Source organism: Panacagrimonas sp. (genome assembly GCF_965216805.1).
Lineage (GTDB): Bacteria > Pseudomonadota > Gammaproteobacteria > Nevskiales > Nevskiaceae > Panacagrimonas.
Genome location: NZ_CBDCGN010000002.1, coordinates 1,675,512 through 1,701,429 on the forward strand (window position 1 = coordinate 1,675,512; position 25,918 = coordinate 1,701,429).

At 67.5% G+C, this 25,918-nt stretch carries 18 protein-coding genes; 5 read left to right on the forward strand and 13 right to left on the reverse strand.

Annotation, left to right across the window (positions count from 1 at the left end; all coding sequences use genetic code 11):
• Nucleotides 1-303 precede the first annotated feature (303 nt).
• The 4 genes from nthA (at nt 304) to ACOOHP_RS08000 (ending at nt 2,617) form a co-directional block, all read left to right on the forward strand.
• Nucleotides 304-933, forward strand: coding sequence for a nitrile hydratase subunit alpha (nthA, locus tag ACOOHP_RS07985; RefSeq protein ID WP_420465920.1), 630 nt, complete (start codon nt 304-306; stop codon nt 931-933).
• A complete protein-coding gene (gene nthB / locus ACOOHP_RS07990) occupies nt 930-1,616 on the forward strand; it encodes a nitrile hydratase subunit beta (protein WP_420465921.1) in 687 nt (228 codons plus the stop codon). The genes nthA and nthB overlap by 4 nt, the downstream gene beginning before the upstream one ends.
• Complete coding sequence (locus tag ACOOHP_RS07995; protein WP_420465922.1) at nt 1,613-1,978, forward strand: nitrile hydratase accessory protein; 366 nt, start codon at nt 1,613-1,615, stop codon at nt 1,976-1,978. Before nthB ends, ACOOHP_RS07995 begins: the two co-directional genes overlap by 4 nt.
• 84 nt (nt 1,979-2,062) lie before the next feature.
• A complete protein-coding gene (locus ACOOHP_RS08000) occupies nt 2,063-2,617 on the forward strand; it encodes a DUF7676 family protein (protein WP_420465923.1) in 555 nt (184 codons plus the stop codon).
• A 35-nt stretch (nt 2,618-2,652) separates the two neighbouring features.
• Here ACOOHP_RS08000 and ACOOHP_RS08005 read toward each other — a convergent pair whose 3' ends face one another.
• The 5 genes from ACOOHP_RS08005 to ACOOHP_RS08025 all read right to left on the reverse strand — a co-directional run bounded on the left by ACOOHP_RS08005 (nt 2,653) and on the right by ACOOHP_RS08025 (nt 10,567).
• The gene (locus ACOOHP_RS08005) at nt 2,653-3,039 is read right to left on the reverse strand and encodes a DUF2237 family protein (protein WP_420465924.1); all 387 of its coding nucleotides are present in this window, start codon (nt 3,037-3,039) and stop codon (nt 2,653-2,655) included.
• A 208-nt stretch (nt 3,040-3,247) separates the two neighbouring features.
• Nucleotides 3,248-6,307, reverse strand: coding sequence for an efflux RND transporter permease subunit (locus ACOOHP_RS08010; RefSeq protein ID WP_420465925.1), 3,060 nt, complete (start codon nt 6,305-6,307; stop codon nt 3,248-3,250).
• A gap of 3 nt (nt 6,308-6,310) precedes the next feature.
• Nucleotides 6,311-7,246, reverse strand: a complete 936-nt coding sequence (locus ACOOHP_RS08015) for a hypothetical protein (protein ID WP_420465926.1) — start codon at nt 7,244-7,246, stop codon at nt 6,311-6,313.
• A gap of 71 nt (nt 7,247-7,317) precedes the next feature.
• Entirely contained in the window at nt 7,318-8,637 is a 1,320-nt protein-coding gene (locus ACOOHP_RS08020; protein ID WP_420465927.1) for a TolC family protein, read from the reverse strand.
• 463 nt (nt 8,638-9,100) lie between these two features.
• Nucleotides 9,101-10,567, reverse strand: a complete 1,467-nt coding sequence (locus tag ACOOHP_RS08025; RefSeq protein WP_420465928.1) for an amidohydrolase family protein — start codon at nt 10,565-10,567, stop codon at nt 9,101-9,103.
• Nucleotides 10,568-10,770: 203 nt separating this feature from the next.
• Between ACOOHP_RS08025 and ACOOHP_RS08030 the strand changes: the two genes are divergently transcribed.
• Nucleotides 10,771-13,791, forward strand: a complete 3,021-nt coding sequence (locus ACOOHP_RS08030) for a TonB-dependent receptor domain-containing protein (protein WP_420465929.1) — start codon at nt 10,771-10,773, stop codon at nt 13,789-13,791.
• Here ACOOHP_RS08030 and ACOOHP_RS08035 read toward each other — a convergent pair.
• The 8 genes from ACOOHP_RS08035 to thiC form a co-directional block, all read right to left on the reverse strand.
• Nucleotides 13,742-14,716, reverse strand: coding sequence for a 5'-nucleotidase (locus ACOOHP_RS08035; protein ID WP_420465930.1), 975 nt, complete (start codon nt 14,714-14,716; stop codon nt 13,742-13,744). The genes ACOOHP_RS08030 and ACOOHP_RS08035 overlap by 50 nt on opposite strands.
• A gap of 153 nt (nt 14,717-14,869) precedes the next feature.
• The gene (locus ACOOHP_RS08040) at nt 14,870-16,114 is read right to left on the reverse strand and encodes a TIGR02679 family protein (RefSeq protein ID WP_420465931.1); all 1,245 of its coding nucleotides are present in this window, start codon (nt 16,112-16,114) and stop codon (nt 14,870-14,872) included.
• Nucleotides 16,111-20,247: a TIGR02680 family protein gene (locus ACOOHP_RS08045; RefSeq protein WP_420465932.1), complete on the reverse strand. Its 4,137-nt coding sequence runs from the start codon at nt 20,245-20,247 to the stop codon at nt 16,111-16,113. The genes ACOOHP_RS08040 and ACOOHP_RS08045 overlap by 4 nt, the downstream gene beginning before the upstream one ends.
• Nucleotides 20,244-21,497 carry a TIGR02678 family protein gene (locus ACOOHP_RS08050; RefSeq protein WP_420465933.1) on the reverse strand — a complete coding sequence of 418 codons (1,254 nt, stop codon included), beginning with the start codon at nt 21,495-21,497 and terminating at the stop codon, nt 20,244-20,246. The genes ACOOHP_RS08045 and ACOOHP_RS08050 overlap by 4 nt, the downstream gene beginning before the upstream one ends.
• A gap of 10 nt (nt 21,498-21,507) precedes the next feature.
• Nucleotides 21,508-23,007 (reverse strand): TIGR02677 family protein, encoded by a 1,500-nt coding sequence (locus ACOOHP_RS08055; RefSeq protein ID WP_420465934.1) that lies wholly within the window; start codon nt 23,005-23,007, stop codon nt 21,508-21,510.
• Nucleotides 23,004-23,408 carry a type II toxin-antitoxin system VapC family toxin gene (locus tag ACOOHP_RS08060; RefSeq protein ID WP_420465935.1) on the reverse strand — a complete coding sequence of 135 codons (405 nt, stop codon included), beginning with the start codon at nt 23,406-23,408 and terminating at the stop codon, nt 23,004-23,006. The genes ACOOHP_RS08055 and ACOOHP_RS08060 overlap by 4 nt, the downstream gene beginning before the upstream one ends.
• Nucleotides 23,408-23,659, reverse strand: coding sequence for a type II toxin-antitoxin system Phd/YefM family antitoxin (locus ACOOHP_RS08065; RefSeq protein ID WP_420465936.1), 252 nt, complete (start codon nt 23,657-23,659; stop codon nt 23,408-23,410). The genes ACOOHP_RS08060 and ACOOHP_RS08065 overlap by 1 nt, the downstream gene beginning before the upstream one ends.
• Nucleotides 23,660-23,702: 43 nt before the next feature.
• Complete coding sequence (thiC, locus tag ACOOHP_RS08070; protein WP_420465937.1) at nt 23,703-25,595, reverse strand: phosphomethylpyrimidine synthase ThiC; 1,893 nt, start codon at nt 25,593-25,595, stop codon at nt 23,703-23,705.
• Nucleotides 25,596-25,918: the final 323 nt, after the last annotated feature.

Sequence of the window (25,918 nt, forward strand, 5' to 3'; positions counted from 1 at the left end):
AGCCGAGCATTCGCCACCCTGCAATCAGGGCGATTCCCTTCGATCGACTGCTATGCCGATCAGCGGGGTGTTGTATCTCATCACTTGGCGCGTAATGGCTTCAAGAATCACGCAGAGGCGCAAGGAGAAGCGCAAAGACGCAAAGAAGAACACAAGGTCTTTTCAGTCCAGGCTTCCCTGCGTCTTTGCGTGATTCCTTGACGCTTTCCGGCCACAGGTCGCTCGACAGTGACGCCCCTCCATTGACGCCCCGGCAGGCGCTGGCTAACTTCGTCCGCATCGCGCTTCGCATGAGGATGTTCCGTGGCCCACGACCATCATGATCACGATCACCACAACGCGCCGCCTTCGGACACAGCGTTGCGGGTCAAGGCGATCGAATCGCTGCTGACCGAAAAGGGGCTGATCGTGCCGGAGGCGCTGGACGCGATCGTCGACACCTATCAGTCCCGGGTCGGACCGCGCAACGGCGCCCGGGTGGTGGCCAAGGCCTGGAGCGATCCGGACTATCGCAAGCGGCTGCTGGACAACAGCACCGCCGCCATCGCCGAGCTGGGTTACAGCGGCGTACAGGGCGAGGACATGGTAGTGGTGGAGAACACGCCGCAGGTGCACAACATGGTCGTGTGCACGCTGTGCTCCTGTTATCCCTGGCCGACCCTGGGCCTGCCACCGGTCTGGTACAAGAGCGCGCCATATCGTTCGCGTGCGGTGATCGATCCGCGCGGCGTACTGAAGGAATTCGGCGTCGACATTGCGGACGACACCGAGGTGCGCGTGTGGGACAGCAATGCCGAGCTGCGCTATTTCGTGCTGCCGATGCGGCCGGCGGGAACCGAGGGCTTGGACGAGGAGCAACTGGCCGAACTGGTCACGCGCGATTCCATGATCGGCACCGGCCTGCCCAAGCTCCCGATCGGAGGCGTGCCGTGAACGGCGTCCACGATCTGGGCGGCCTGCAGAGCTTCGGCCCGATCCTGCGCGAAGACAACGAACCGTACTTCCATCAGCGCTGGGAAGAGCGCGTGTTCGGTTTGTTTTTCGGGTGTTTCGCTGGCGGCCACTTCAACGTGGACATGTTTCGCGCCGTCATCGAGCTGATGCCCGGCGACGAATACCTGCGCACGTCGTATTACGAGCACTGGCTGCACGCCATCGAACACCTGCTGATCGCCAACGGCGCGTTGACGCGCGAGGCCATCGCCGAAGCCTGCCGGCGGGGTGGCGAAGTCGGCGCACAGCGCGCCGCGCCGACCGCTGCGCTGCCGGTGGAGATGGTGGACGGCCTGATTCGTACCGGCGCGTCTACGCGCATGGCGGACACCATTGCGCCGCGCTTTCAGGCGGGCGATAAGGTTCTTGCGCGCAATCACCATCCGGTCACGCACACCCGTATTCCACGCTACATCAAGGGCAGGCACGGCACCGTGCAGCGCGACCACGGTGTGTTCTCCTTCAACGACACCGTCGCCCACGGTCTCGGCCATAAGCCGCAACACGTCTACAGCGTGCGCTTTGCCGCCCAGGAGCTGTGGGGCCCGCAGGCGTCGGCCCGCGACTCGGTGTGCATCGATCTATTCGACGACTATCTGGACGCGGACACCCGCGCGGCATGAGCGCGCCGCAGTCGGTGCCGCCGCTGCCGGAACTGCCACGCGATGACGGCGGACCGGTTTTTCGCGAGCCCTGGGAGGCGCAGGCGTTTGCGCTCGCAATTCAGTTGCACCAACGCGGACTGTTCACCTGGACCGAATGGGCCGATGCGCTCAGCGCCGAGATCCGCGCCGTGCGCGAACGCGGCGAGCGCGACAGCGGCGAGCACTACTACCGGCATTGGCTGCGCGCGCTGGAGTCCCTGTTGCATTCCAAGGGCGTGGCCGACGAAGCCGCGCTGGCGGCACGTCGCGCCCACCTGCTCGAACACTGGCCCAGCGGGCACGATCACGTTGCCCGCCGCCAACCGGTGGCCGTGGGCTGAACACCGGCACGGTCGGGGTTCGCCGGCATCCGCGCGACCGGACTGGCGCCGACACAACAAGACCATCGGGGGAGAGCGCGCTGGATGAAAGTCGTCGAAGAAGAAGGCATGGGCACGCTGGAGATTTTTCCGCTGCCGGTGGATCGGGAAACGCTGCGCGGCCTGCTGACCGAAGTATTCGCCGAGCACTGGCAGGCGGTGCGTTTCGGCATCCTGATCCAGGGCGCGGTGTTCGAGATCGCCGCCCCCAACGCGCCGCACAAGGTATCCATGCTGGATGGCTATCTGACGGTGGATTTCGGTGCCTGGCATTTTCATCTATGCATCGGCGAACACCGCGGCACCGCCGAGAACCCGGTCTCGAGCGGTCTGGCCATCCACCGGCGTACCGCGCGTGCCGAGCTGTATCGCATGGTCAGCGGCGATGCGCCCACGTCCTGGGGACTGCGCCTGTACAACGGCGCCGGCGAACAGCAGCTCACCGTCATGCTGCCCAATCCCTTTCTGTCGCACGAGATGGGCCTGTTGGCGGAGCCGCAGTGGGAGCAGTTGGCGCTGTGGGACCGGCTTCGTCACCGCTATCTGGGACTGGATGCCGATCCGCGCGATCGCAGCGGCAAGCGCTTCGTGCACGGTTGAGTCGGCCCGATCGGATTCCGTCGCCGTCCGTTCGCTCAGATCGTGGCGCCGTGCGCCAGCAGCACCGCGCGGTCCACGTGGTGAAGCGCGGACTCGTGCGTGCTGGCCAGCACCACGGCGGGCGCCATGCCGGCCTCATAGGCTTCCTTCCAGCGCAGCACACAGACGCACCAGCGGTCGCCCGGCTTGAGTCCGGGGAAATCGTATTCCGGCCGCGGCGTCATCAAGTCGTTGCCGCGCGTCTGCGAAAAGATCAGGAACTCGGTGCTCATCACGGCGCAGACCACATGACGTCCGTGGTCGTGTTCGTCGGTCCGGCAGTAGCCGTCGCGGAAGAATCCGGTTACCGGGTCGGTGCAACATGCCTGCAGCAGCCCGCTGAGGACGTTGCGTTGATGCCTGCTGCCGGAATCGTCGGCCATGGTGTATCCGCACTGATGGTTGGGATTTGCGTATGTGGCCGGTCCCGGGCCGGCCAAGCCAGGCGCGGCGATCGGCAGTCCCGGTTTCGCCGGGACCCAGCCCGACTGCAGAGGCTGCATCCTCCGGCTCAGCACGATGTGCATGCGTCCCCGGCCGCCAAGCCGGACGAACGCGTCGATCGTAGCAGCGACGCGGCCGCCTGTGCGCTCAGCGGCGCAGCACGCGCAGCGCCAGCGGCGGCATCAGGATCAGTCCGAGCAGGGTCGAAGACACCAGGCCGCCGACGATGACGATGGCCATCGGTCCTTCGATTTCCTGACCCGCCTCGCCGGACTGCAACGCGATCGGCAGCAGTGCGATGGCGGTGAGTGCGGCGGTGAGCAGCACCGGCGTCAGGCGTTCGCGCGCGCCGCGCTGCGCGGTGTCCAGGTTCCAGGTGCAGCCCTCGGCCCTGAGCAGGTGGTCGTAGTGCCATAGCAGCATGATGCCGTTGCGCGCGGCAATGCCGAACAGGGTGACGAAGCCCACCAGCGATCCTATCGACAGGATGCCGCCGGTGATGGCCACCGCCACCACACCGCCGACCAGTGCCAGCGGACCCGACAGCAGCACCAGCGCGGTACGCCGCCAGTCGCCGAAGCTGACCATCAACACCAGCACGATGACCACGCCGATGGCGGCGCTGCGCCAGGCCAGATCGCGCGCGGCCGCGGCCTGGGCCTCGGCGGTGCCGGTGAAGCGCAGGCTGACGCCGGGCGGCAGATCGCCATGCTCGGCGATGGCCTGCCTGGCGGCGCGCACGAAGCCGGCGATGTCGCGGGTGTCGGGATTGGCGGTGACCAGCTGCCGGCGCAGCGCGCCTTCGTGTTCGATGATGCTGTGCTGTTCTTCGATGCCGATATGCGCCACCTGGCTCAGCGCCACGGTGGCACCCGAGGCCGCGCGCAGATGCAGGCGGCCGAGGGCTTCGGGCGTGCTGCCAGCCGTATCCTGCATTCGCAAGCTGACCGGGGTCACCCGGTCGCCGGCGCGGATCTGGGCAACGGCAATGCCCTGGTGCGCCGCCTGCACCGCCTGGAACACTTCGGAGGCACGCACGCCGTACACGGCCAGCCGGTCGGGCAGGGGACGCACGACCAGCGCGGGGGCGCGCACCGGCACCCGTACGCGCACGTCGGCAGCGTCGGGCAGTTCGCGCAGCAAGTCGGCCAGCCGGTAGGCGGCGCGATCCAGATCGTCGAGGTCGGGACCGAACAGGGTGATCACCACCGCGGCGCTGACGCCGGTGATGGACTCGTGAATGCGCTCGCCGAGAAAGGTCGTGACCTCGCCGTGAATGCCGGGCGTGGACATCAGGATGTCGCGCGCCTCGCGACGCAGGCGCGCCTCGTTGCGCGCGTCGGTCGGATGCAGCGCGACGTGGAATTCGGCGCGATTGGCGCCCCAGGTATCTTCGGCGGCCTCGGCGCGACCGAGCTGCACCTCGGCAGTTCTGACCTCGGGCATCGCCAGCAGCCGGTCGAGCATCTGCTTGCCCCAGGTGCGCATGGCGTTGAAGCCGGCATCGGACGGTGCGGCGAGCTGCGCCACGATATGGCCTTCGTTGAAGTCGGGCAGCAGCTCGCGGCCGAAGCGGCTCATGGCGTAAGCGCTGACCAGGGTCAGCAGCAGCAGACCGACGACCACTGCGGACAGATGCCGATGCAGCGGCACCAGCGCGCGTGCCTGCAGGGTCTTGAGCCATTCCAGGAATTGCATCTCCGGCGGTGGCGGCCGGTTGCGCAGCATCAGCCAGCACAGTGCAGGGGTGACCGTGAGCGCCACCAGCAGCGATGCCGCCACCGCCAGCATGAAGGACAGCGCCAACGGCCGGAAGAACGCACCCTGGATGTCTTCCAGCATCAGCATCGGCACGAAGACCAGCAGCACCACCAGAGTGGCGTAGACCACCGGCAGACGCACTTCCCTTGAAGCCGTGTAGATGGTATCGAACACCGATACCTCGGGCCGGCGTTCGCGCAGGCGCCGGCCGATGTTCTCCACGTCGATCACGCCGTCGTCGACCACCACGCCCACCGCCACCGCCAGGCCGCCGATGGTCATCGTGTTGAGGCTCACGCCCAGCGCCTGCAGCACCGCGACCGCGGCCAGCAGCGACAGCGGAATCGAAATGAACGAGATCAGTGCCGTGCGCCATTCGCGCAGTGCAAAGATCAGCAGCGCAAACGCCAGGCCGGCGCCCAGCAGCAGCGCGCCGCGCAGATGATCGAAGGCGGTGATGATGAAATTGGCCGGGCGCTGCAGCGCCGGAATCATCTCCACGCCGGCTGCATCCATCGCCGGCTGCAGCTCCTCCAGCGCCGCTTCCACCGCCAGGGTCACCGACAGGGTGTTGGCGCCGTACTGGCTGGCCATCGAGATCAGCACGCCGGGCCGGCCCATGATGATGGCATCGCTGAAGGCGGGCGCCGGACCGTCGACCACGCGAGCCACATCGCCGATGCGCAGCGGCGCACCGGGGGTTGCGCGCAGCAGGGCCTGTTCGATGTCCTCGGCGCTGGCGGCGGTGCCGGATGCCTGCAGGACCAGCCGCTGCGAGGCGGTCTCGCGAAAGCCCAGGCCCGGCGCGCCGGCGACGTCGCGCGCCGCGTGCATGAAGTCGTCCAGGGTCAGCCCATGGGCGGCCAGAGCCGTCGGCGCCACGACGATCTGGATCTCGCGCACCTGGCCGCCGTACAGCGCGGCGCGCGCCACGCCGGGCACGCCCAGCAGCTGCGGGCGAATGGTCCACTGCACGAAGTCGCGCAACTGCATGGGGTCGAGCCGCTCGCTGACGAAGCCGACCTTGAGCAGGTCCATGGTCGACGAGGTCAGCGGCGACACGCTGGGGACGGCGACCCCCGCCGGCAGAAAGCTGGGCGCCCCCGCCAGCTGTTCGCTGACGATCTGGCGCTGTCGCACCGGGTCTCCGGGGCCGAAGCTCACCCGCACCACCGACAGGCCCTGTAGGGATTCCGAGCTGATCTTGGTGACGCCGGTGGCACCGTTGAGCACCGATTCCAGCGGATGCGTGACCAGGGTTTCGACCTGCTCGGCAGAGAGTCCCGGTGCCTCGGTCTGCACCACGAACAGCGCCGGCACGAATTCCGGAAAGACGTCGAAGGTCGCGCGCCGCAGCATCTCCACGCCCGCCACCAGCGCCAAGGCCGCCGCCACCGCCACCACGGCGGCGTGACGCAGACACAGATGGATCAGGCCGGACAGCATCGCTCAGTCGTCGTCATCGTCATCGTCATCGTCGGCACCGGCGCCGGCACGCAGCTTGGCCGCGGCGGCCCAGCGCAGGGTGGCGGCGTTGGTGCTGACGACCTCGGCGCCCGCATCGAGCTGCGCCGCCGGCGCGTCCACCAGCACCTGCTCTCCTGAGTCGAGCAGTACGCGCACCACCACGCGCTCGAAACGCCGGGCGTCGCGGCGCACGTACACCGACGTGCCGCGACCGTCGGCGAGCAGCGCCCCGGCCGGAATCTGCAGACCGCTGACCAGCTGACCGCTGGCGAAATCCAGCGCCACGCCTGCGCCGGCCGGCAGTGCCCGGCCCTCGTGCAGCAGCAGGAAGGCGTCGCCCGGCGTATCGGCGTCCAGGTTCGCGGCGCGGCCGATCACATGCAGGCTGCCGGTCACTGTTTGCGGGTCGCGATACCCGACCCGGACATCGTCGCTGTCGGCAAGGCGCAGGCCAGGGGCGGTCGCTGCGATCAGGCTGGCCTGCCCGTCCGCCACGCGTTGCGTCAGCGCGTGGCGCTGATGCGGGTCCATGGCGGCGATCGCCGGTCCCCATTGCAGCGCAAGCTGCAGCCGCGCCGCCTGCAGCCGCGCCTGGTCGGCCCGCGCCTGCGCCAGCGCGCTCTGCCACTGGCGCAGGGAGGCGTTCTCGCCGCCGCGATAGAGCTGCTCGCTGCGCGTGGCCTCGGCCTGCGAAGCGCTGAGGGCCGCCTCGAGGGCTGCGGTTTCCGCCTGCAGCGCCGCGAGCGCGGACAGGTCCAGCACGCGACCAAAGGCAAGATGTCGATCGGCTTGTTGCGCGTGTTGTGCCGGCGTCACCTCGATGCCGAGCCGCGCTTGCTCTGCGGCCGTCAAGTGCACGTCGTCCAGCCCCAGCGCCGGAAGACTGCCAAGCGCCAGGAGCAGCAGCGCGGTTTTCAATGTGCGGTGTTGCCGCGGGACCGCCGGCAGCAACGGGCTTTGCTCATGAGCAACGGTTACCCGGTGCGGACTCATTGGGGGTTCTCCTGGCGGATCGTTTCGAGCGGCGGCCGCGCGTACAGCACGTCCTGCAACTGCGCTTGCGCCAACTGCAAACGCTGGCGCGCTCGGATGCGGTGCAGCGCGGTGGCGATCAGCTCGTCCTCATGGGCGAGCACGGCAGGACGCGTTGCGGCCCCCAGTTGCAGGCGCCGCTGCATGACCGCAAGGGCGGCCTGCGCATGCTGGTAGCCGGCATCGGCCTCGGCCTGCGCCCGTTGCGCGGCTTGCAGCGCCGTTTGCGCCCGCTCGATGCGCTGGTAGAGCGCGGCCTGCGCGGCGGCGAGGTTCTGCGCTGCGCTTCGACGGCGAGCCATGGCCTCGGCGATGCCGGCCTGATTGCGATGGAACAGCGGCAGTTCCAGGCTGGCGTCCAGGGTCAGGATGCGATCGCCCCGATCCCACTGGTAGCCCGGCGCCAGCCGCCAGCCCGGCCGCGTCTGCGCGAGCTGGCCCTGCAGTTCCAGTTCGGCGCGGGCGTAGTGCTGCAGCGCCTGCTGGACCAGGGGATGACGCACCAGAGCGCGCAGGCGCGTTGCGTCGTCCACCGCGGGCGGTAACGCGGGGGCTTCGTCGGCAATCAGTTCGGTTAATGCGGACAGCGCTGCTTGGGGTACTCCGACCGCAGCCGCCAGTCGCGCGCGAGCGTCCTCTCCTGCCTCTCGCGCAGCCGCGCTCATGGCCTTGGCGTCGGCCAGGCGGGTCAGCACCGGCAACGGCCCGACCTTGTCGATGTCGCCCGCCGCGCTGCGCTGCCGGGCCGCATCCAGCAGGCGCTGTCGCAGCGCGGTCTGCCGCTGCAGCAGCGCCTGCATCCGGGTCGCCGCATGCAGGTCCAGCAGGGCGCGCTGCAGTTCGGTGTCCACCTCGGCGTGGGTCTGCGCCAGCTGCGCCTGCATGGACAGCGCGTCGATCGCCGCGAGCTGTTGCAATCGCTCGGCTTCGCCGTCGGGGCGCAGCAGGAATTCCAGCGCAGCGCCGTACAGCCAGGCCAGGCTTCCGGTGTTCAGCACCCGCTCCAGGCTGAGGTGCAGACCGGGATTGGGCGCCTGAGCGGCGGTCGCGCGCGCGGCCAGGGCGGTCTCCAGCTCGGCCTGCCGCGCCAGGATCTGCGGATTGAGCTGTCGCGCCGCGTGGCGCCAGTCCTGCAAACGCCACTGCTGGGGATCGGCCGCCAAGCCCAGCGTCGAGGAGTCCAGCCGCCGCTGCAGAAATTGCTGAGCGCTGCTGGCGGGATCCGTCAGGGGCGGCTGCGCGACGGGCGGTGCTGCAGCACATGCGGCGAGCGACAAGGCGATCCCGACGGCTGCAAGTTGGATCGCGCCATCTACGCTGGCCCGACGCCGGCCCGAGGCTGCGCAAACCGAGCCGGAGTGCCGGCGTGTCGAAAACCGGGACGGGTCCGCGCGGCCACGCATGCATCGAGCTTACACGCGTAAGTGGCTTTTCCAAGTAGGGTTTTTCCCGCGGGTCGGAACTGCCACAGAGTGATTCTGAGCGCCCACAAAAGACCGTCAGGGAAAAAATCCCGAGTCTCAAACTGTGTCGGTTTGCGGACAGCGATTCGAGCGGGCGACCGCAAGCGGTCTTTCTGGACGCGAGCGCGAGCCATGCGCTCCGCCCCACCAACAGTAGAGCGGTAGCCGTCCCGTAGGGCGGGCCGCGCCCGCCGTCAGGCCCGTCTACCGAGCGCAGACCGCGGCCGTGGTCCGCCAGATAGAGGGATCAGGCGGGCCGTCGCCGCAGCGGGCAGGATCAGCCCGATTCCCAGGTCCGTAGATTCAGGAACTCACGGCGATTGCGTGGCCCGTAGGTGAGGAACGACGGATCCGGCCGGTTGCGGTAGTTCTGGCGGGCGCCGGCTATGGTGTCGCGCTGCAGATGGTGTTCGAGCACGTCGTCCGGCACGGGATAGAGCTTGAGCGCGTTGAGTCCGAACACCTTGGCGCGCAGCTCCGGCGTGATCTCGGCATAGCCGTGGCGTTCGCGCAGTTCGGCAGCAATCTGGAAGGTTCGAAATGCCTGGATCTGATCCTGCGGCGAGCCGTACCAGATCGAGTCGGTGCCCCACAGAAGGTTGTCCGGCCCGCAGGCCTGGATCAGCTTGCCGAGGGCGTGCGCGGCGGCATCCGGATCGCGCATCAGGTAGCGCCAGGTCGAACCCAGTTCCGGGTAGACATTGCCGCCAGGTGCGATGCCGTTGACCTTGAGCGAGGTCACCAGCGCGTCGATTCCGTCGCTGCGCTGTGGATCGTACGGCCCCTCGCCGGCGCCGGGTACGAAGCCCGCGTGATAGATCAGGAAGTTCACATCCGGATAGCGTTTGGCCACGCGGCCGATGTCCACGCAGGTGGAATGCTCGTACGAGCGCCGGCCGAAGGGAATGCCCTTGTGTACGGCGATGTTGCGCACGCCCAGCTTGCGCGCGCGCTCGATCATCGCGATGCCCGGCGCGTCGTCCAGAAAGAACCCGCGGCCGTCGGCGCCCCACTGGGTGTAGGTTTTCCACGCTGCGACCGGATAACGCTCGGCCATCTCGTCCATGCGCTGCACGTCGCCGTCCAGGTTGGGATTGACTCGCGCGTGCAGGTACAGGCGATGCGTGCCCCGCAACTTCTCGACGATGCGCGCGGTGGCGTGTGCCTCTTCCATCTTCAGCGGCTCGCCCTCGAAGGTCGACGGCACGAACGACAGCACCATCAGGTCGGTGTCCGAATCCAGGAACACATCCTTCACGAACTCTTCGCCGGACAGGCACTGCAGATAGCTGCGTTCGCCGGGCTCGTCGGCAAGTGTACAAGCGGCTTTGCCCATGCCCGACAGGGGTCGCGCACCCTCAGGCAGGGTCTGCAACCAGGCACCGCTCGGGTTCACGAAATGCCCCTGGACGTCGAAGATGAATTCCTGCTTGTCCAGCGCCGCCTCGGCCACCTCGCGATCCAACGCCGCGTCCGGCGGCAGATCGTAAAACCCGCCGCGGCGGCCCTGTGCGGCATACGCCGCATTCAAACCGAGCAGCGCAGTGGCTGCGCCGCAGGCTGATACCAGAAAGTCGCGGCGCCGCAAGCCCAGACGTTGCGCATTGCGCGTGGCGCCTTGCAAGGCGCTGCGATTGGCATCGCGATGCACCGGGTTGAGCGGGATCGGCGCGAATTCGCCATTGGTGGTGCTGTCCAGCTTGATCGGCAGGCGCAGGCCGTCGGGGTCGTGATGAGGGGTCATGGCGTTGGATGCGGAAGAGGGATGCGTGGGTGGGAACCCTCCGTGCGGCGCAAAGTTCAGCGCCAACGCCGGCTCGACAGCACTTGACGGATAAGGGCGCACTTCGTATTACGACATCGTGACCAGTGGCAACGCATTCGGGGCGAGTGGCGGGGCTCTGGTTGGGGTTGTCTTGCAACGGGGTGGTGCAACAGGGAGAGAACATGGACAAGCCTTACGCGGTAAGGGTGTTGTCACGGGCATGCGTGTTGAGTGCCGTACTGGCATTTGCTTCATGGGCGCAGGAAGAGACAGATGCCGCCTTGGACGGCGCGACGGCAGACACAGCGGTCGCCGAGGTCCAGACCATAACGGTGACCGGTTCGCGTATTCCCCGCAGCCCGGATTTCGTACAGACCAATCCGGTGGTGTCGGTGAATGCGGAAGACTTCCGCCAGTCCGGCAACGTGAAGATCACCGACTATCTGAAGGAATTGCCTGCGCTCACCGGCTCCATCGGCAGCAATGCCGCGGGCGGCTCCAACGCCGCGATCGGACTCGCCGGGCTCAACCTGCTCGACCTGCGCAATCTGGGGTTCGATCGCACCTTGGTGCTGGTGGACGGCAAGCGCCATGTGGGCTCGGTGGCGGGTACCGGTGCGGTGGACGTGGAATCCATTCCAGTGGCGCTGATCGAACGCATCGACATCCAGACCGGCGGCGTCTCGGCCGTATATGGTGCCGACGCGGTGTCCGGCGTGGTCAACTTTGTGATGAAGCGGGACTTCGAAGGTCTCGATGTCCGCACCCAGTTCGGACAGTCGTCCGAGGGCGACGCGGACACCGCACTGGCCAGCATCGTCGGGGGACGTAACTTCTTGGGTGGTCGTCTGAACCTGGCCGGCGCCTACGAGTACTCCAAGTCGGACCGCCTTTCCGCCTACGATCGTTCGTTCGCCGGTGGCGGGGAGCGCCGATTTCTCGTCAACAACCCGGCCGATTTCCAGCCGGACGACGATCCCAATGTGCCCGACCGCGTTCCGCTGTCCGACATTCGCTACAACGACAGCGCTCGCGACGGTTACGTACTGACGTTCGACCCCGACTTCAATTTCCTCGGCGACTTCAGCGGCCGTGGTCAGGTGTGGGATCCCGGACTGGCGATTCCCGATTCCTTTTTCCAGCAAGGCGGTGACGGGACATCGCTGGACGACTACATCGGCGATCTGACGCCGGAGGTGGAGCGTCACACGTTGTCTTCCTTCCTGACGTTCGACGTCACCGATCGCATACGCCTGACCGGCGATCTGAAATACGCGCAGTCCGAATCGTTCACCGAAGGCCAGCCGTCGTTCGATTTTTTCCTGCCGATCGAGCAGGACAACCCGTTCATCCCGCAGTCGGTTGTCGATGCAACGGGGCCTGAAGACTTCATTTTCGTTTCACGCGATCACTTCGATCTCGGGGTCCGCCAGGACGACATCGAGCGCGATACCTTCCGCGGGGTGCTCGGCCTTGAGGCACAGATCACCGACGCCATGCAACTGGAGACGAGTCTGGTCTACGGGCGCACCAAGATCGATTCGGTGGCTATCAACAATCGCTACAACGACCGCTTCGCGGCCGCACTCGACAGCGTGATCGATCCTGCCACCGGGCAGCCGACCTGCCGGTCCAATCTCGATCCGGACGCCGTGCCGTTCTCTTTGAGCGACCAGGGCTGGGACGTGTACGAACCGTTGCCGGGAACCTGGGCTGGATCATTCATGCCCGGTCCCGATAGCGGCTGTGTGCCGTTCAGTCCGTTCGCCGAGGCTGACGGATTGGCCGCGGCAGCACCCTGGTTGATGACCAACAGTCTTACGACCTACCGTCTCGAGCAGACCGTGGTCACGGCGGCTATCACCGGCACCACTTTCAACTGGTTTGTGCCGGACAACAGCGAGATGGCCTATGCCTTTGGCGTCGAGCACCGCGTCGAAGAGAGCCGCGGCAATCCGCCCATCGAAGACCAGCGCGGCTTGACCTTTGGCAACGTGATCCAGCCCGATAGCGGGCGCTACGACGTCAGCGAATTCTTCTTCGAGTTCGAGGTGCCGCTACTGGAGAACCTCCCGTTTGCCGAGCGCGTGTCCGTCGAGGCGGCGATGCGCTTTTCCGATTACAACACCATCGGCCGTACGCGGACCTGGAAGGGCGGCGCGAGCTGGGCACCGGTGTCCGATGTCACCTTCCGTGCCACGCGCGCCAAGGCCACCCGTGCCCCGAACATCGGGGAACTGTTCGATCCCGGCGGTCAGACCTTTCGGTCGATCGCCGATCCCTGCGCGGCCGTCAACCTCAACAATGGCACCTCGTTCCGGGCTGCCAACTGCTTCGAACTGCTCAGTTCACTCGGTGTCGAGGACCCGGCGAATTTCGTCGACGAGGCCTCGTCCTTCCTCCCCGGCGTCAGCCGGGGCAATCGAGACCTGCAGGAGGAAGACGCGTTCAGCACCACCATCGGTGTGGTGCTGACCCCAGAGTTCGTACCCGGCCTTTCGGTCGCCCTGGACTGGTACGACATCGAGATCGAGAACGCGGTCTTTGCGCCACAGGGCGCCGAGATCGCCCGGCAGTGCGTGGACGCCCCCACACTGGACAACCAATTCTGCCCGCTGATTACGCGCGAGGCGGGTACCGCGACGATCACCGACTTCCAGGAAATACCGGTGAATGTCGCCCGTTTCACCACGCGCGGCTACGACCTGAGCGTGCAGTACCGGATCGATCCGGCCGACTGGGGCATCCGGCGGGAAATCGGGCGCTTCGACCTGCGTCTGATCGGCAACAAGCTGGAGAACCTGACGTTTTTCAGCCTGCCGGGAGCCGAGCCCGATTCGGTCAAGGGAGAAGGGCAGATTGACAGTGCCTTCGGCGAGGCACCGGAATGGCAGGCGCAGTTCGACCTGCGTTGGTACTACCGTCGGGTGACGCTGGGGTACGGGTTCAGCTATTTCGACGAGACCTTCCGTTTCACCAAGGAAACCCTGGCCGGCAACCCGGATATCACCGAGCCGCGTTTCCACGAATTCAAGGCCAAATTCGTCCAGGACCTGTACGCTCAGTACACGCTGGCCGGCGGTCTGTCGGTATTCGCCGGCGTCAACAATCTTGCGGACGTACAACCGGACCTGGGCGAGGTGTTCTACCCGGTCAGCGGCGTCGGCCGGTTTTTCTTCGCGGGCCTCGAATACCGGCTGTAGTGTCCGCCGCGGGCGGTGGCAGCGGGGCGTTGACCACCCCGCTCGCCACGTGGCCTGCCGGCCCGGCCAGCGCCGCCGATTCGCAGTGTGCGAGCTGATCGTCGAAGAAGAAGTCGGGCTCGAACTCGCGCAAGAACGGCCCTTTTCCCAGGCCGCCCAGGAACATCGCCTCGTCCAGTTCGATGCCCCAGTCCATCAGGGTGCGGATGGCGCGTTCGTGGGCTGGTGCGCTGCGCGCGGTGACCAGCGCGGTGCGAACCCGGATCGGTACTTTTTCGCCGGCGGCTTTCTGCAGGCGATGCAGGGCGTCGAGCAGGGGCTTGAACGGACCGGGCGGCAGCGGGCGGGAAGCGTGGTCGCGCTCGTGGCTCTGGAACGCATCGAGGCCAGCCGATTGGAACACGCGCTCGGCTTCGTCGGAAAACAGCACCGCGTCGCCGTCGAAGGCGATACGCAGCTCGTTCGGGTGGCGCACGGCGTCGACGACTGATCGACTGAACACCCGCGCGGCGGGGAAGCCGGCCGCCAGGGCGTCGGCCACATCCTGATCGTGCGCCGACAAAAACAGATGCGCGCCCAGGGGCCGCAGGTATCGCCAGGGCGGCTGGCCGCGGGTGAACACGCCGCGTTCCAGCACCAGGCCGCCAGCAGAAGCGGAACGGAACACACGCAACCCGGACACAGGGTCGTTGCGCGACAGGATCACTACTTCTACGCGATGCTGGCCGTCACCATTGAAGGCCAGCAGCTTGCGGGCGAGCGGGAAGGCCACGCCGGTCTTGGCGGGCGTGTCCAGGCGCTCGAGCTGCAGGCGAGTGTAGGCGTCGTCACCCTGGCGGTCGAACACGCCGTTTTCTTCTTCGAAGTCGAACAGCGCGCGCGAAGACAGCGCGACGACGAGTTTGTTGTCCAGGGTGACCGGCATTCGGGTGGGCGGAGTGGGCCGCAGTGGCGGGAAGCGCAAGTATCGTCCATGAGCGGGCCGATCCGTTCCCGGACCCCTGATCGGATGCAACGCAGAAGACCAGTGCAGCTTGTCTCGAATCGATCTGTTCTGAAGCGATCCCGGGGGGCTGGATCACGGCGCTCGATGCGTTGCCAGGTCCTCCATCAGCGTATCGACGACCGCTTCTTCGTCGAGCGCGAATCCGGCCGCGCTCATCGTGGGGGCGAGCTGCGCGTCCCACCACGCAACAGCCGCAGGGCCGTCGAGGGCGCGGCCCGGGCACACCACATAGTCCTGCGCACCGAAGCGCCAAGCGCTGGCGCCGAAGCTGCGCATGACGAAGTTGCCGATGCGCAATCCCGGCCAGTCGAAATCGCCGTGATAGCGGATCACCGCACCGGACACCGCCAGTTGACCCAACAGCGTGCGCTGCGCGGCGGCGGGCATCCCGCTGGTGCAGACCAGGGGCGCGCAGGCCGGTCCCAGGCGCTGCGCGGCGATGGCCACGATGGCCGGGTTTTCGCAAGCGAACACCACACGCCCCGACAACCGCCAGCGTGGCGGCGCGCGCAACAGACTGCGCAGACTCAGGTGCAGCGGCTCGCCCGCGTTGCGCGCGGCGGCGAGCAGGCGTCCGCCGACCGTATCGGTGTCTGCAGTCAGGTTCAGGCACAGCACCGGCGCGGCGAGCTCATTGACGGCGACGCCCTGTCTTGCCCAGCGGCTGCGCGTGCGCTCGTCCTGGTCGGGATCGGCAGCGGACGCTTCTACGATACTCGGTGCGGTTCGGGCACCCTCGGCGGCGCGCAGCACCAGGGCGGCCAGCCCGCGACCGGGGTCGAGCGCGTGGGCGTCGTGCACGGTGGCGGCTGCCAGCTCCGCAAGTGGCGTTCCCGTCGCCGGTAACCGCGCCAATACCTGCGCCGCCGCGGCCAGCAGGGTGGCAGCAGTCTGCGGATCCCCTGCGAGCCGCTTCAGCAGGCCGAGTCCTGCAGGCGCTCGCAGCATCTCGCGCAGCCGACGGTCGGCCGGAGCGTTGTCGACGACCTTCGCCCAGTCTCGCTCGCGCTGGACGCGATCCGCATGCACTTCCAGCGGGCCGTCGAGCGCTTCGAGCGCGGCAAGCAGATTATCCGCCAGTCCTGCGCGCGACAGCGCACTGTCGAACTCCTCTTGCGTGACCCGCAGCGACTCGGCCTGCGAGGCGGGCCGGCCGAGCAGTCCTTCGAGGGCGCGACGTTCGGCGATGTTCAGCGCGCCGAGCGTGAACGCCGGGGCCGGCGCGGCACGGCGGAAACGCGCGCGCAGACGTTTGCGCAGGGCCGCAAGTTCGCTTCCGCCGAGCAGGCGTTGCAGACGGTCCGTGTCCGGCTTCATGCGTCCGATGCGCCCGGGAATCGGCGGTCTGGATCGGCTTCGCGACGGCGCTGGCGACCATCCCAGGTCCAGCGCGAGACGAACACGGCGTCGGCCCCTTCGCGGCGTACCAACTGGCTGATCCCGACGCCGGGCAGCTCGGCGTAGCAGCCCCACTCGCGCTCGCTGGTCATGACGAAATCCAGATCGAATTCGCGGATCAGCGCCATGCAGTGCCGGCGCGCGTCGTCGTCGATGCCGGCGAAGGCTTCGTCGAGCAGCACCAGGCGCGGCGAGTTCGCATCCGCGCTCTGGTAGAAGCTGCTGGCGGCGGCGAACAATGGCACGGTGAGACCGAGCGCTTTCTCGCCGCTGGACGCCGGCCCGCCGAGCGGTCGCCAGTCGGGGTCGTTGCGCGACAGTTTTCGCTGCACGGCAAAGCGGTGCCAGCGCCGGTAGTCCAGTGCCCCCACGAGCACGTCGAGCTGTACCGCCTGTTCGTCCCGACTGCGCTCGGCCTCGATGCGGCGGCCGAGAAATTCGCCGACGGCCCTGCGATCTTCCGCCGACCAGGCTTCGCTGCGCGTACGCAGCAGTCGCTGGCGAGCTTCGGCCAGCCCGGTGGGCGCGTCGTCATCGTCGGCCGGCAGCCAGGCCAGGCGAAAGCGCACGCCGGTGGAGGTGGGCCGGCGCTCCAGTTCGGTATTGATTGCGCTGACGCGGCGGTCGGTGTCCTGGATCAGGCGCTGCAGCTCGGAGGCGATCTCCTGCTGCAGGTGATTCTCCAGAATCTCGCGCTCGCCGGCCGACAGTTGGCGGCGACGTTCCTCGCGCTCGGTGTCCAGTTGCGCGCGCAGCCGGTCGGGACGCTCCGGGCGCTGGCGGTAGACGATGTGCACCAGCATGCAGTCGTCGGCCACTTCCATGACCGCCTCGTGGCCTTGCGCCGACATTGCGCGCTGGAGCTCGGAAAGATCATGTCCGATCCCGTTCTGCACGCGCTGCCAGTCGGCGTCTTCGGACGCCACCTCGCTCAATGCCTGCTCGGCCCTGCGCGCCAGACTGCGTGCCGCGTCCACGCCCCAGACGGTATCGGTCGGCGGCAACTCGATTTCCGGCAACGCCTGCTGCATCAGGCCAGCGGCGGTGAAGGCCTGCAGCACGCCGATGGCGATGCGGCGTTCCTCGCTGCGTTCCTCGAGCCGCTGATGCGCGTTGAGGTCTTTCTGCTGTGCCGCAGACAAACGGCCGCTGGCGTCGATCTGCAGCTTGCGGGTGCCCTCGCGCTCACTTTGATGCCGCTTGAGCGCTTCACCGGCTGCGGCGATCTTTACCTGCAGGGTTTCGACGCGATCGCCAACCGTTTCGCGCAAAGTCTCGTAACGTGTGCGCGCCTGCTGCGCGGCACGCGTCTGCTGTTCGCAGTCGGCGTTGGCGCGTTGGTGTTCTTCCCGCGCGTCGGCTTCGCGCTGCAGCTGCGCGGCCAACTCAATCAGATCGCGGCGATGCTCGCGCAGGCTGGCGGCGAACACACCAGCGGCGCGCCGGTAGTCCTGCAGATTCGCTGTGAGCCGGTCGAGCCCGGCACTGTCAGTGGGAAGGCCGAGATCGGCAGCGTCGATCTCCACGGTGTCGCGTGCGCGCTCCAGCGCGGCGCTGGCAGTGACCAGTTGTGCATCGGCAGCGGCAAGGCGCTCCTGCGCGTCGCGGCGCTGCTTTTCGGCCGCGCCGAATTCGGCCTGCGCGCGTAGCAGTGCGTCTTCGCCCGGCGCACGTTCGAGCTCTCCGCGCATCGCCTCGCGGGTGTCCCGCACCTCGCCGAGTTGTGCGTCCAGGGTCTGCACGTGCGACTCCAGCTCCCGCGAGCGCTGCGCAATCTGCATCAGCCGCTGCCGTCGAGCGGCTTCGCGCGCAGCGTGGCCGATGAACTCGGCCTGCGGTTTGGCCCATGCACCTTGCGCGGGTCCGAGGCGGAAGCGGCCCTGCGGCGAGATCCAGGCTTCAGCGGAGACATCGTCGGTGTTGTTCGCGGCGATACTGGCGAGTACGGCCTCGATCGTGTCGGTCGCCACCGCCGCCGCAGCGCCCTGGGCGGAAACGCTGGCGCGCAGGAAGCTGCGCAGACTGATGGCGCCCACCGGCGCACGCTCCACCAGGAACAGGTCGTGCGTGGCTGCGTCCAGCAGCTCGCCGGCCGGTGTCACCCAGGCATCAAGCAGACCGGCCGCCTGCAGTGCTGCTTCCAGCCCGGCACGTGTGGCCGGCGACGTATCGTCGGTGAAGTCGATCAGTTGCCACAGCGGCGCGCCAGCGCGCTCGCGCCGTGCTTCGGCATCGCGCGTCAGAGGTAGCGGCGGTATCCGGTCGTCGCCGCGCGTCAGTGCTGCCTGCTCGACGCGCAGGGTCTCCTGTTCCTCTTCAGCGGCGCCTCGCTGCTGGCGCAGCCCGGCCTCTTGCATCGCCAGCGCCTGCTCGCGCTCGCCGCGGGCACGTTCAAGCGCAAGGCGCAGCGGATTGCGTGCACTGCCACCGACGATCCAGTCCTCCAGCGCCGCCAGTGCGTCGTCCACATCCGGCAGAACCAGCTCTTGCAGCGCGCCGAGATGATGTTTCCACGCCGCCAGCAGGGCATCGCCGGCCTGCCGTTGTTCGCGCTGACGCACTTCGACGCCGGCCGCAGCGCTGTCGAAATCATCGGCGCGTGCGCGGCGCTCGTTGGCGGCGCTGTCCTGTTCGCGCTGCGCCTTGAAGCACTCCGCGAGGCGCTTGCGCAGAAACTCGATCTGCCCCAGGCGCGACTGCGCCGCCTGCTCGGCTTCCCGCCGCAGCCGGTCCGGGTGATCGGCCGCAAGGCTGTCGGCGCCGTCTGGCAGATTCAGACCTTGCAGCGACTGCGCCAGCGCAGGACCAAGGCCAGTCGCATCAGCCAGCTCACGTGCGGATTTCATGTCGTCGACCAGCCTCGCAAGCGAGCTGGCAACGGTGCGGCGGCGCTCGCCGGACTGGCGGCCTTCACGCTCGTTACGCTCGGCACTCTTGCTGGCACGCTGTTCGGCGTCGTGCTGCCATCGCGCGGTCTTCGCGGCCTCATCGCGCGCCTCGTCGAGGCGCCTGGCGTCCAGATGGGCCGGGTCTTCCTTGAGTGCGTCGAGCCGCGCGCTGTCTTCGTCGATCCGTCGCGCCAGCTCGCGGTCGAGCACCTCCAGGCGTTCGGTTTCCGCACTCGCAACGGCCAGTTCCGCTTCGGCTTCGTTGACCTCGCGACTGGCCTCGTCGAAACGCGTGATCGACTTGCGCAGCGCGGCGGCGCGGCGCCGCGCCGCGATCTGGGCATACACGCGGTAGCGCTTCTCGAACCCCGTCACGGACTTCGACATCGCATCGAGCTCTTCAAGTTCGCGCTTGAGATCCTCCAGGCGGTTGAAGGATTCGGCGACGTCCTCCAGCAGGCCGCGATCCAGCGGCGCCAGCGCTTCGCTGAGCGCATGGGACAGGCGCTTCTCGTCCGGCTGCCTGGACAACTGCGGTTGACGCAACTGGATCAGGGTATCGATCAGCGCCGCGTAGCGCGCCTCGCCGAGATGGAACAGGCGCTCATCAACCGCGCGGCGGTAGGCCTGCGCGCTTTCGAACACGGTGCCGCATCCGCCGATGGCAGCCTGAAGGCGCTCGCGCGACAGCGCAGTGCGATCCGGCGTGGTCAGCCACAGGCTTTGCCCGATGCGTTGCGTGGTGAGGAAGTACCAGGGCTCCACCGGCTTTCCGGCAACGGCCTTCAGGCCGCAACCCAGGGTCAGGAACTGCGCGATGCCGTTGTCGTCGCGGCGCCCGAACTCGATCCAGGCATAGCCGGTGCGACGATCGCCGGCTGCGCCACCCATCAGCAGGTTCCACTCCATGCGCTTGCTGCGATCGCCGTCCGGCTCGATGCGTTCAGAGCGCAGGCTGGCATCGAACAGGAAAGGCAGGGTCAACGACAGCACCTTGGATTTTCCGGTGCCGTTGTTGCCGCGCAGCAGCAGATGCCCGTCGCGGAACCAGAATTCCTCGACATCGTAGAAAAACATTTCCACCAGCCCGATGCGCAGCGGCTGCCAGCGCGGCAGCACGGGTTCGGGCAGGGTCGGCAACGCGTTGGTGCCGGGTTCGCTCATAGCAGTGCCGCTTGTTTGGGTGCGGCGGCATCGCTGCCACCAAGCTGCGGTTCGACAAAGCCGTAGCGCAGCAACGCCGGTCGGGCGCGCACGCGGTCGTCGTGACGGCGCAGCAGCTTGAGTGCCACCAGCCGGTTCACCGCCTGCTCGGCAAGGCCGGATTCGGCACCGGGCTCACGCGCGGCTTTGTTCCAGTATTGACCATGGCGATCGGCGGCAGCGCGCAGGAATGCCGCCAGTTCCATCTGCGTGTGCAGGCGACCGGGCGTTTCGCGTTCGGCCTTGGCCAGGTATTCGGCGACCAGCAGGGTGGCGTGCGCCTCGGTACCGACCGCCGGCATGCGTACGTCGGTCAGTTCGGAATCCGGATCCACCAGCGCCAGACCTTCGGCGCGCAACTCGGCCACCAGACCCAGGGCATCGGCCAGCCGCGCCGACATCGGGCCGCGCTGGCTGGCCAGGTAGTCGCGTTCATGTTGCGCGAGCTCATCGTGATAGACCACCGGATCATCCAGCAGACAGCGCGCGATGCGGTGTCGCGCTTCGTCCCTGCGCCCCTGCTCGCTGTCGGCGGAAAATTCTTCGACCATTGCCGCGAGCCGGCCTTCGAAATCCAGTTGCGGCTGCGCGGTCGCGAGCCAGCTGGCCCCGCGACTGCTGCCGGGCAAGGCGGCAAGCACGCGGCGATGCACGTCGTAGAGCACGTCGGCTTCGCTGCCGCGCTCGACGTAGCGACCATCGTCGCCAGCCACCAGACTCAGCGCCCCATGCTGCAGCAGGTAGCGGCAGACGTGCACCAGATCGCGCCGCTCGCGCGCGGCTTCGAGCGTGAAGCGGAAGCCCTGCGCCGCCAGTTCTTCGTCGAGCGCGGCTTCGAGCACCCGTTCCCCCAGCACCTGCAAGGTGATCTGCGGCTCGGCGCGTTCTAGCACCGCGCACACCAGACACAGCAGCACGTAGCGTTCGCGCGCCAGCGCACCGTCGAAGCCGGCAGCGCCGCGCGTGGCGTCGTCGAGCGCGCCGGGGCGCTTGTAGAGGCGCGCGCATTCGCGGTCCAGCAACAATACCCAGCCGGTCTCGCGCATCAGCCACTCGCGCAGTGCCGGCAGGTGCCGGCGCACCAGTGCGTACGCGGCGTGGCTCGCCGGCAGCAACGGCTGCATCAGCAGGGCGCGCAAGGCCTGCTCGAACTCCGCGGCCCTCTGGCGGGCCAGGATGTCGTCGAGCGCGTTGCGATCTTCGGTGGCCATGGGCTGGCAACTACACCGCAGCGATTTCGATCAGATGGTCGCGTCCGGCGAAACGCCCCAGTTCGGTCTCGATCACCGCCTCGCGGCCGTCGATCAGCGGCGTCAGGCGCACGCGCAACAGGCCGTCGGCACTGCTGCGCTCGACCGGCCGATCCGGTCGGCTCTGCGCCGAAAGCGCTTCTCCGAGCAGGTTCAGAAACAGCCGGAATGTGGCAGCGTCGAGCTCGCCGATCTGCGACAGGCGAGTGATGCCGGCACCGACGAGGCGTTCGCGCGCCTGCGTCAGCTGCGCCGCCTGTTCGGCCATCTGCGCTGCCAGCAACGCGCGCGCCTGGCTGCGATCGCGGATCGGCGGCGGACCCCCGCGCGTCGGCAACCGACCCTGCTCGCGCAGGCGCGGGTGAATCGCCAGTGGCGGCGACGCGCCCCAGGGCGTGCTCGCCATCACCTCCGCAGGTGCTGCCAGCGCGAGGTGGCGCGCCGGCGACAGACCGAACGCGGCGCGCCACAGGCGATGCGCTTGGCCGGCATCCGGCGTCTGCGCAAACCACACGGCCAGTCGGCGGAAATCGGCGCTGCGATCGCTGCGTCCGGCGCGGCGCTCGTTGAGCGCGGACACCGCCGACAGCAATCTCGGGATCGCCGAGCGTGCGGCGGCGCGCAGCAGCTCGGCCTGCGCCGGCGAACGTCCGTCGGACAGAAACCACAGCCGGAAGCCGCTCCAGCGTTCGGCCCAGGCCGCCATCTTCTGGGCGAACGCAAGCTGACGGCCGTCGGCATCGTCGGGCGCGGCGTCGCCGGCTTCGCGCTCGGCGACCCGCTGCAGCAGCCGTTGTACCGAAGGCTCCAGCGCTTCGAGTGCAACGGCGATACGCCCGGATCGCTCGACCAGTTCGCGGATGAAGCGTTCCAGATAGTCGATCAGCCGGGTCTTGAAGCCCATCACCGCGTCGAGTTCCGCGCGCTGCAGTTCCAGCGTGCGAGCCAGATCGGCCATGAATGTCTCCGCGTGCCGGGCCAGGCCCTCGAACACGTGCACCAGATCGCGCAAGGCTTCGTGCACTTTGGCGGCGTCGAGCTCGGCATCGGCGGCCAGCAGTTGCAGCGTGGTCAGCCGCGCCAGGATGTCGTCCAGGGCCACGGTCTGCAGCTCGCCCTTGCGCGCCAGCGCTGCGGCGAAAACCACCAGGCCAGCTTCGACCGCTTCGCCGCCAACGGTGAGCCGGTACAGCAGGCGCCGGCGGTAGAAGTCTTCCAGCGTCGAGACGCGCGCGGTATCCGCCTGTGCGCGCAGATTGCCCCAGGCCACCAGCTGGTCCAGGGTCTGCGCCAGTTCCTCGGACGAGGGCGGTGCGCCGGGCCATTGCGCCTCCCGCAACAGATCGTCCGGTCGCAGGTGCAGACGAAAGGCGCGCTTGGCCGCGGCAAAGCAGTCCAGCACTGCCCGATATATCGCCGCCTTTTCGGAGGAGACATGACGGAACAGATCACCGCTGCGGGCGGCAATCATGCCAGCGCGACGCCCGCCTTCTTCGCCGCCCGCCTCAGATCGCTGTCGAGCGTTGCCAGCGGGAGGTCCCGGCGCAGAGCCAGTTCGAGATATGCCGCGTCATATGCGGTGAGCTTGTATTCGGCCGCCAACGCCAAGGTGGACGACAGGGCCAGATCGACCCTTCCCGGCTCCACCTCGATGGAGCGAGCCTTGAGGCTGCGGCGGATGATCTGCATGGCCGCCTCGTCCGCGCGCTTTTTGCGCAGCGCCATCAGCAAGGCGTTGGCAACTTCGATGGGCCAGATGGCCGGAACTGCGAACTCGGCCTCGCCGAGCCGCTCCGGCAGGCCCTTCGGCGGCTCTTCATCAAGCAGCGTGCAGGCGATGAAGGCGCTGCAATCGACAACGATCGCCGGCATCAGCGGCGGCCCTCCTCGATCCAGCTCAGGATTTCGGCGCGGCTGGCACCCATGCCGCGCGCCTTGAGGTCTTCTCGTAGCGCCATCAGATCGGACCAGGCATTGCGTTGTTGCTCAAGATCGGGCCGCCCGGCCGGAATCAGTTCGGCGATCGGCTTGCCGTGCTTGGTGATGGTGATGCGCTCGCCACGCGCCACCCGCTCCAGCAATCTGGGCAAGTGGGTCTTGGCTTCGTAGGCGCCGACTTCCATGACGGACTCCGAACTAGTCTGAATTCAGACCAGTTTAGGTCGATCAACTGCCTCGGTAAACCTCGGCACCGGCCGCGCGGAACTCGGCAGATTTGTCGGCCATCCCCCGGGTCAGCGCCGCCTGTTCGTCTGCGCCAATCTTGGCTGCGTAGTCGCGCACGTCCTGGGTGATCTTCATCGAGCAGAAATGCGGGCCGCACATGGAGCAGAAGTGCGCCAGCTTGGCGCCTTCCTGAGGCAGGGTTTCGTCGTGGAATTCGCGGGCCCTCGAAGGATCCAGGCCGAGGTTGAACTGGTCCTCCCAGCGAAACTCGAAGCGCGCCTTGGACAGGGCGTTGTCGCGCACCTGCGCGCTGGGGTGACCCTTGGCCAGATCCGCCGCATGGGCGGCGATGCGGTAGGTGATGATGCCCTCGCGCACGTCGTCCTTGTCGGGCAGTCCCAGGTGTTCCTTGGGCGTCACGTAGCAGAGCATGGCGCAGCCGTACCAGCCGATGTTGGCAGCGCCGATGCCGCTGGTGATGTGGTCATAGCCGGGCGCGATGTCGGTGGTCAGCGGACCCAGGGTGTAGAACGGCGCCTCGAAGCAGTGCTTGAGCTGCTCGTCCATGTTCTCCTTGATGAGTTGCATCGGCACATGGCCCGGCCCTTCGATCATCACTTGTACGTCGTGCTTCCAGGCGACCTGCGTGAGCTCGCCGAGCGTGTGCAACTCGCCGAACTGCGCTTCGTCGTTGGCATCGGCAATGCAGCCGGGTCGCAATCCGTCGCCCAGGCTGAACGAGACATCGTAGGCCTTCATGATGTCGCAGATGTCTTCGAAGTGCTCGTACAGGAACGATTCCTGGTGATGTGCCAGGCACCACTTGGCCATGATGCTGCCGCCGCGGGAGACAATGCCGGTCAGACGGTTTGCGGTGAGCGGGATATAGCGCAGCAGCACGCCGGCGTGGATGGTGAAGTAGTCCACACCCTGTTCGGCCTGCTCGATGAGGGTGTCGCGGAAGATCTCCCAGGTCAGTTCCTCTGCCTTGCCATTGACCTTCTCCAGCGCCTGATAGATCGGCACGGTGCCGATGGGCACCGGGCTGTTGCGCAGGATCCACTCGCGCGTCTCGTGAATGTTCTTGCCGGTGGACAGGTCCATCACAGTGTCGCCGCCCCAGCGGGTGGACCACACCATCTTTTCGACTTCCTCGGCAATGGAAGAGGAGACGGCGCTGTTGCCGATGTTGGCGTTGATCTTCACGCGGAAGTTGCGGCCGATAATCATCGGCTCGAGTTCCGGGTGGTTGATGTTGGCCGGAATGATGGCGCGGCCGCGCGCAATCTCGCTGCGCACGAATTCCGGCGTGATCGCGCCGTGCGGAATCGCAGCACCGAGGCTGTTGCCCTTGTGCAGGCGGCGCAGGTAGCCGGCTTGTTCGTAGCTTTCGCGCAGTTCCTCCATGCGCGCGTTTTCGCGAATGGCGACGTACTCCATTTCCGGCGTGACGATGCCGCGACGCGCGTAATGCATCTGGGTGACGTTCGCGCCAGTCCGGGCTTTCCGTGGCGCGCGGATGTGCTCGAAGCGCAGGTTCGCGGTCTTGTCGTCGGCGGCGCGGATGCGGCCGAAGATCGAGGACGGCCCGCGCAACTGCTCGGTGTCGCCGCGCGCGTCGATCCATCGCTCGCGAATACCGGGCAGCCCGGCGCGCAGGTCGATGGTCGCGGCTGGGTCGGTATAGGGCCCGCTGGTGTCGTATACGGTGACCGGCGCGTTCGGTTCCAGGCCGTCGGCGCCGCGGGTGGCGCTCAAGGAGATCTCGCGCATCGGCACGCCAATGCCGTGCGGCCCCTCCACGTAAATCTTGCGCGAGGCGGGGAAGGGCTTGCAGACATCCGCCGACAGTTCGTCGGCCTGACGGAACAAGGTCTGAGGTACGGCGTTCATGGCAAGGCTCCTGCATGCCGCACGAACGTCCGCACGGTGGATCATTGCTCCACCCGGGCCTTCCGTTCGCCGGCGTCTCCCAGTGTGGGCGGCTACGTTCCAAGGGTTTGATCTCAGCTTTGCTGTGCACAAAGCACCCCCGGCCAAGTGCACAGGTTACGCGCTGCTTGGGGCAAACCCCAAGTACGATCTTCGAGATTTGTGTGCCACCTCCAGGGCTTGCGCACCACCGTTGGCAGCCATCGCGGTTTGCGTCAGATTGCGCGCATGAACCGTTCCCGACCCAATCCGATCCAGCGCTTGCATTGGCGGCGCGTCGTGCC

What these genes read in the sequence shown, in the direction of transcription:
- ACOOHP_RS07995 (WP_420465922.1), top strand. Translation starts at nt 1,613, where the DNA reads ATGAGCGCGCCGCAGTCGGTGCCGCCGCTGCCGGAACTGCCACGCGAT.
- ACOOHP_RS08000 (WP_420465923.1), top strand. Translation starts at nt 2,063, where the DNA reads ATGAAAGTCGTCGAAGAAGAAGGCATGGGCACGCTGGAGATTTTTCCG.
- ACOOHP_RS08005 (WP_420465924.1), bottom strand. Translation starts at nt 3,039, where the DNA reads ATGGCCGACGATTCCGGCAGCAGGCATCAACGCAACGTCCTCAGCGGG.
- ACOOHP_RS08010 (WP_420465925.1), bottom strand. Translation starts at nt 6,307, where the DNA reads ATGCTGTCCGGCCTGATCCATCTGTGTCTGCGTCACGCCGCCGTGGTG.
- ACOOHP_RS08025 (WP_420465928.1), bottom strand. Translation starts at nt 10,567, where the DNA reads ATGACCCCTCATCACGACCCCGACGGCCTGCGCCTGCCGATCAAGCTG.
- ACOOHP_RS08030 (WP_420465929.1), top strand. Translation starts at nt 10,771, where the DNA reads ATGGACAAGCCTTACGCGGTAAGGGTGTTGTCACGGGCATGCGTGTTG.
- ACOOHP_RS08035 (WP_420465930.1), bottom strand. Translation starts at nt 14,716, where the DNA reads ATGCCGGTCACCCTGGACAACAAACTCGTCGTCGCGCTGTCTTCGCGC.
- ACOOHP_RS08040 (WP_420465931.1), bottom strand. Translation starts at nt 16,114, where the DNA reads ATGAAGCCGGACACGGACCGTCTGCAACGCCTGCTCGGCGGAAGCGAA.
- ACOOHP_RS08045 (WP_420465932.1), bottom strand. Translation starts at nt 20,247, where the DNA reads ATGAGCGAACCCGGCACCAACGCGTTGCCGACCCTGCCCGAACCCGTG.
- ACOOHP_RS08050 (WP_420465933.1), bottom strand. Translation starts at nt 21,497, where the DNA reads ATGGCCACCGAAGATCGCAACGCGCTCGACGACATCCTGGCCCGCCAG.
- ACOOHP_RS08055 (WP_420465934.1), bottom strand. Translation starts at nt 23,007, where the DNA reads ATGATTGCCGCCCGCAGCGGTGATCTGTTCCGTCATGTCTCCTCCGAA.
- ACOOHP_RS08060 (WP_420465935.1), bottom strand. Translation starts at nt 23,408, where the DNA reads ATGCCGGCGATCGTTGTCGATTGCAGCGCCTTCATCGCCTGCACGCTG.
- ACOOHP_RS08065 (WP_420465936.1), bottom strand. Translation starts at nt 23,659, where the DNA reads ATGGAAGTCGGCGCCTACGAAGCCAAGACCCACTTGCCCAGATTGCTG.
- thiC (WP_420465937.1), bottom strand. Translation starts at nt 25,595, where the DNA reads ATGAACGCCGTACCTCAGACCTTGTTCCGTCAGGCCGACGAACTGTCG.